The 6,702-nt window shown below is 31.6% G+C and carries 4 protein-coding genes; 1 reads left to right on the forward strand and 3 read right to left on the reverse strand.

From position 1 onward, the window contains the following. Positions 1-500 precede the first annotated feature (500 nt). Positions 501-2,483, forward strand: a complete 1,983-nt coding sequence (locus DN394_RS06415) for a methyl-accepting chemotaxis protein (RefSeq protein WP_000481872.1) — start codon at positions 501-503, stop codon at positions 2,481-2,483. Between the two features lie 189 nt (positions 2,484-2,672). Here the strand turns inward: DN394_RS06415 and DN394_RS06420 are convergent, their stop codons facing one another. The 3 genes from DN394_RS06420 to DN394_RS06430 are packed head-to-tail and all read right to left on the reverse strand — an operon-like array spanning position 2,673 to position 6,395. Further along, positions 2,673-3,800, reverse strand: coding sequence for a Ger(x)C family spore germination protein (locus tag DN394_RS06420; RefSeq protein ID WP_064449355.1), 1,128 nt, complete (start codon positions 3,798-3,800; stop codon positions 2,673-2,675). Continuing rightward, on the reverse strand, positions 3,797-4,900 hold the full coding sequence (locus tag DN394_RS06425; protein ID WP_098704978.1) for a GerAB/ArcD/ProY family transporter: 1,104 nt from the start codon (positions 4,898-4,900) through the stop codon (positions 3,797-3,799). The genes DN394_RS06420 and DN394_RS06425 overlap by 4 nt, the downstream gene beginning before the upstream one ends. Continuing rightward, entirely contained in the window at positions 4,887-6,395 is a 1,509-nt protein-coding gene (locus DN394_RS06430) for a spore germination protein (protein ID WP_098704977.1), read from the reverse strand. Before DN394_RS06430 ends, DN394_RS06425 begins: the two co-directional genes overlap by 14 nt. Between the last annotated feature and the right edge of the window lie 307 nt (positions 6,396-6,702).

The following is a 6,702-nucleotide window of genomic DNA, read 5'->3' on the forward strand; positions in this document are numbered from 1 at the left end:
AATTTATTTTATTCTTCTATTTAGAATTTATGGTTTAGTGATTCAATACAACAAAAGTGGCTGTAGTAAATAGATAAATGAATGAAGTGATGCAGTTAGAATAGTTAAAAGGCAGTTAAATATAATTATTAAAAGAATAAATTCACTTAGTTATGCATAGTGCATTTATTGTGGTAAGGATTTCACATGATTTGTATAGCGCTAAATTAAAATTTTATCCAAACAAAGCCAATAATTTTTTAAAAATGAAGTATATGTTTCATCCAGTTTATTTGGAATAATTCGTAGTCTAATAATTGCTTAATCTAAAAAACATATTCGAAAGGAGGATATATAAAACTCAGCTTGTGGAATTCAAATCGCTACATATGAAAATAAAGGTAAATGAATATGAAAATGATTTCATTTCTAATGGTGCCATAAGTGAATGTGGAAAAAATAAAGGAGAAAAAATGTAAATAAACTATATAAGTAGTATGAATGAAAAGGAGAAGTATCTAGTGTTTAATATAAAAGAAAGAATGGGACAAATAAAGCTTAAAACGAAGTTGTCTATGGCATTTATCGGAATATTAATTATACCTAGTCTTATCGTAGGAGTATCATCCTATAATAAGGCAAAAACAGATCTTAATGAAACAATCCTACAATCAGCAAAAGATAATGTAAGTATTTTAGATAAGATTGTAGATGATGAATTAGAAAATAAACATACAGATGTAACTCATTTTGCAAAGGTACTCACACAAGGCGATTATAATCCTGAACAATTACAAAATGTACAGAGTAAATTTGATCAATATATACAGTTACATCCAGAGATAGAAACGATTTATACGGCATCCGGTAACAATCAATTTATTCATGCACCTGTTGGAAAAATACCAGAAGGGTTTAATCCGTTAGAAAGTAGTTGGTATAAGGATGCAGTAAAAGCAAATGGAGGGATTATTGTTTCATCTCCATATAAATCAAAGGCTACAGGAAATATGGTAATTGCAATTGCAAAGCAAAATGCAGATAAAAGTGGTGTCATTGGCGTAGATTTGAATATTAATGATATCGTAAAAACATCCAAAATGATAAAAATTGGAAAGCAAGGCTTTGTATCTATAGTCAGTCAAGATAAAACTATAGTTGTTCATCCATCACTGAAGCCTGGTGAGAAATTAGAGAAAACTTTAGCGGATGAACTGTACAAGAAAGAAGATGCAGTAATTACTTATAGCCTTAATGGTGAAGATCGAAACATAAGCTTTAAGACAAACAAAAAAACAGGATGGAAAATAGCTGGTGTAATGCCTACGAAAGAAATTGAAGAAGCTACCAATCCTATTTTTTATAAAACGCTCACTATAATAGGGGCTTCATTATTGTTAGGTGGAATTTTAATTTTCTTCATACTTAGATCAATTATTACTCCACTAAGACAATTAGTAATTTCAGCTCAAAGAATTAGTCAGGGAGATTTAACTGAGAAAATAGATATTCGTTCAAAGGATGAACTTGGTCAATTAGGTGGTAGTTTTAATACAATGGCAGAGTCGTTACGTAATATTATTACTCAAATTAATACATCTGCAGGACATGTAGCTGCTTCTTCTGAGGAACTAACTGCTAGCGTAGAGCAAGCAAGTGTTGCGACAGAACAAATTACAAAAGAAATGGAAGAAATCTCGAACAGTGCAGAGGTTCAAAATAATGAAGTTGAATCTGGAGCTAAATTAATTGGTGAGGTAACACGAAATATTCAATACATAGCTGATAATGCTTCTGAAGTATCGGATTCATCCATATACACAAAACAAAAAGCCAATGAGGGTGAACAATTAGTAGAACAAACTGTAACACAAATGCAGTCTATACATCACTCTGTTTCTCAATCTGATAATGTAATAAAATTACTAGATAAGAAATCGCAACAAATTGGAAGTATATTAGAAGCGATTCAAAATATTGCGGAACAAACAAATTTATTAGCATTGAATGCAGCAATTGAAGCAGCTAGAGCAGGAGAACAGGGAAGAGGCTTTGCAATTGTTGCTGATGAAGTTAGGAAGTTAGCAGAGCAATCATCCGAGTCTTCAATGGAAATTGGAAGTTTAATTAAGGAAATACAATCAGATGTACATGAGACTGTAAAAGCCATGAATGAAGTAGGTGTAGAAGTACAGTCGGGAATTCAGGTTGCGAATGATACAAAACAAAGTTTTTATGAGATTTCAAAATCCGCAAATGATATTGTGTCAAAAGTGCATGGTATGGTGGAACTATCAAATAAAATGACAACTGATGCAATGAAAGTCGATACATCAATTGATCAAATATCTATGGCTGTGAAAGAAAATTCTTCAAGCATGCAAACGATAGCAGGTTCATCTGAGGAACAACATGCTTCCATGGAAGAGATAAATTCTTCAGCGATACACTTAGCACAGATGGCAGAAGAACTTCAAGAGTTAATTGGTGGATTTAAGATATAAGTATAGATTCATAGAAAGTTTTTCTTTGAACTAATCTTTTTTGACAGGAATAGATTTTTTCATAACTAGAATAAATAAATGAATAATTGCATATACTGTATTTTCGTTAAAGCAAGGCATTATTCTCTCAGAAAAAGGAATCACTAGAACAATATGTGATTCCTTTGAGAAATGCTATTAAATCCTAGACTAATTTCTAATGGTCCCAGTATCTTTTATTTTAACGTGTGTCTTTACATTTATTTTAGCCTCTGCTAACGCTTGCAGCCAATCTCCTTTTCGTTTTTTCCACTCTTTATATTGAAAAGCTCTAGCATATAAAGATAGTCCGATTGGATCAATTTTATTCTGCTGTATGTCATGCAACATATTTTGTAATTTACTATTAATTTCTTTTTGAATAGCGCTTTCTAAATTATTTATATTTTTTTTATTATCATAATGCCCATTAATTAAATTCGCATTGGTTTTTTCTATTAAAGCTACATTAGCATATATATTGAAATTAAATATAAACTTTCCGTTTTGAAAATCAACATCTACTTTCCTTGTCGCGTTCTGTACGAAGATAGAAGTGTTTGTTTTTTTGTTGGACTTTTTAGGAGGAAGCGCAAGGTGTAGTATCATTCGGCCGTTACTTTTTGGCTTATTTATAAGATTGAAAAATTTAACATCTTTTTTAGGGATATGAGTTAAATATTTCCCTTTTCGATTTAAAAATGCAATTCCTACTGTGTCGATTTCATTCTTTGTTTTTTTGATAATTGGAACAGTTTGCGTCATTCCTTCTTCATTTTGTTCTCTCATTAATTGTTGAATTGTAGAAGAGACGGATTGGTTATTTTGAATTGAGGATTCGATTACACCATTTATATAAGATGAAAGTGATGGTTTACTAGGCTTATGAATTTTAAAAATTTCTTCTGTAGGTCCATCTACAAGTATTACTTTAGTATTAATGGTAGCGTAAGGATCACGGTATGATGAATCAAGCTCCTGCAACCAATTCTCTTCTTTTGCCAATTTTTTCCCGATTAAAATGATTTCAGCTTTGGAGGCTGTCATATAGCCCGTTAATTTCGTATCTATCTTACTGAATCCAGTATATACAGTTGATGCATGTGTCCAATGTTCTATAGTACTTTTTTGCTGTTTATGATGAAAGAGTGGTATGCTTGTGCCAACTTTTATGTCTCCATTAGGGGCCTTATCCAGGCCAATTAACAGGATTAATGAAACCTTCTCAAGAGGAATTCTCTGACTACAACCAATTAAATATACACAACAAATTACAATCCATATCCACTTTCGAATCAATGTTGTCTCCTCCTAGTAACCCAAGTAAAAAGAATAATGTAAGCGAAAAATAAGATTGGTAATAGAATAAAGAAAATGACATTTAAGATATCCATAAGAGAATATATAAATAAATATTGATCCACATCGGGATTTAGGAAAATAAATAAGCCAACAATAAATAATATAAAAGCAATCAGCGCCCAATTGCGGGTGTTTTTTTGAAGTGAAATGGTCACAGATTCAAAACTGAAAAATAAATACGGATATATCGTAGTGGAAAATACAATTAAATAGTAAGCGATATATATAATTTCTAATCGTTCCATGAAAGAAAAACGAACCCCTTTTAATAGATGAAATACTGGCCAGATTACGTCTTTTATCCCCTCTGGACTAAAGTATATATAAGAAAGAATAGTCACATATAGATAGAAAAACATGGTTCCAGTATTCGCTATTAGTAGTCCTTTTATGGCTTTTTGTTTTTTTTGTAAGAACGGGTATATATAATATGCAATTTCTAAGCCAGCATAAGGAGTAATGGTTTCTTTTGTTGCCTTTACAATAGGGTATAATCCATCTTTAAAAATAGGTAGTAGGTGTAAAGGGGTGTAGTTAGTCTTTAGTGAAAAAAGAAGAAATAGTGGCATCCAAGTAGTGAAGAAGAAAACAAGCATAGAATAACTAGTAAGAGCCCTTAACCCACTCAGAGCTAAAATAATAAAAGGTAATAGTAATAATATGGTGATTTGATAAGCAGGAGTGGAAGGGAATATCCACACTTTTACAATATCAGTTGCCTTTAATAAAGTATTAAAGCCAGCAAAAAATAAATAAAAGGCATATAAAAGAAAAAGAATTGTCCCTATCCATTTCCCAAAGTATGTTTTTAAAATCTGTGAGAAATTTTTGTTAGGGTTTTTTTGTAACATTAATATAATAAATACGCCAATTATAGAAGTAATTATCCAACCCAGAATGATAGAAATCCAGCCATCTGTGCCAGCGGTAGTAGCAAGTGGGCTTGGCATAATTAACATACCTGAGGCTAGTTGCAGTGAATGAATGAAAACAATAAATTCGAATAAAGTTATGTTTTGAAATTTAAGATTCCCCATGCGAACCACCTTCTTTTTTCTTTTTTTGTTTCGGCTGTCCTGTACTCGAGCGGGTGGTAATCATAGAAATAGGAAATCTTACAAAAGAATCTTTTAACTCTTGGAGCCGAAATGGTGCGATTGGCAATCCGTATGGTGAACCATAGGAAGTTAGTGAAACAAAATGAGCAAATAAGAGCATTAATCCACTAACAATACCTACAATCCCATAAAAGTATGCCAATAACATCATTGGGAAACGAATAAGGCGTATAGAACTTGATAAATCATAATTAGAAACAATAAATGATGCAATGGCTGTAATAGATACGATAATAACCATAACGTTACTTACAAGACCAGCTTGAACAGCTGCCTGTCCAATTACAATCCCTCCAACAATTCCTATGGTTTGTCCAATGGGTTGTGGTAAACGAATACCAGCTTCACGTAGCATTTCTAGTGTAATTTCCATTATAAAAGCTTCCAATAAGGGAGAGAAAGGGACTTTGACTCTAGATGTTGCAATAGAAGTGTATAAATCTATAGGAATGATTTCAAAGTGAAAAGAGACTATAGCAATATAAAATGCGGGTAAAAAAATAGCAATAATAAATCCTGCAAATCGTAATAAACGAAAAAATGATGCAATGAGCCAATGAATATTATAGTCATCTGGAGTTTGAAAAAATCCAATTAAATTCATTGGAACAACCATTGCACCAGGGGATCTATCCATTAACACTGCTACTTTTCCATCAAGTATATGATTTGCAATGGCGTCTGGGCGTTCGCTTAAATAAGCCTGTGGAAAAGGAGTCCAATTTTGATCTTTTGTATAATTAGATAGTTCCCCAATACTCAATACCGCATCTGGTTTAATTTTACAGATTCTAGTTTCTATTTCTTGGACTACATCTGCGTTTGCTACATCCCCTAAGTAAATTAAATAGACTAAAGAAGTAGCGCGTTCGCCAATTGTCATTTTTTTAATTTTCAATTCAGTAGAAGGAATATATCGACGAATTAAGCCTATGTTTTTTGTGGCATTCTCAATAAACCCATCATGTGAGCCTTTAATAGTAACTTCTGAAATGGGTTCTTGAATCGCTCTTTCTGCCCAGCCTTTTGTATTTATTAGAAGGGACCTCTTTTCTCCTTCCATAAACAGTACACATTGTCCCTCAAGTAATCCTTCTTTAATTTCATTCCACGTATATACTATTTTGGTATGAGTAGCAATAATATTAGAATTAAATATTTGACTGTCTTCATTCACTTCTTGTAATAATGGTGTAACAACATTTCCTTTTAATGCAACACCATCTGTAAGGCCTTCAAAATAATATAGTAAAATATTCGTGTTTGTTTTTAATTGCAAAGAATGTTCAATCAAATCTGCACTAATATCAAAAATATTATCTAGTGTATTTTTAAGTTGTTTTAAGTTACTTGTTTGGATCTTTTCAATGTTTTTATCTGTCTTAGTTTCTAAGGTCTCTTCAATTAAGGACAAAATTGACACCTCTTTAATTTATAACGATTAGTTGTAGTTATTATTTTTATATGATTGAATTTTATTCACTAATTTAAACGAATTGGAGATAAGGATTAATAAATTCGATGTGCTATATTATTAATTCAATAATTGAGAGCAAAAAGTAGATGTAATTTGTGTGGCAATCTAAGTATCAAGATAAAATTGAAATTTGAATAATTATAATAAAAAAGAACCCTTGATAGGTTCTTTTATTAGTTGGTAAATATATTGTCAACAAAAGATGGCGCTAAAGGCAATAATTTAGATGTTTTTATGCTACTCA

Source organism: Bacillus sp. BB081, from assembly GCF_008368895.1.
GTDB lineage: Bacteria > Bacillota > Bacilli > Bacillales > Bacillaceae_G > Bacillus_A > Bacillus_A wiedmannii.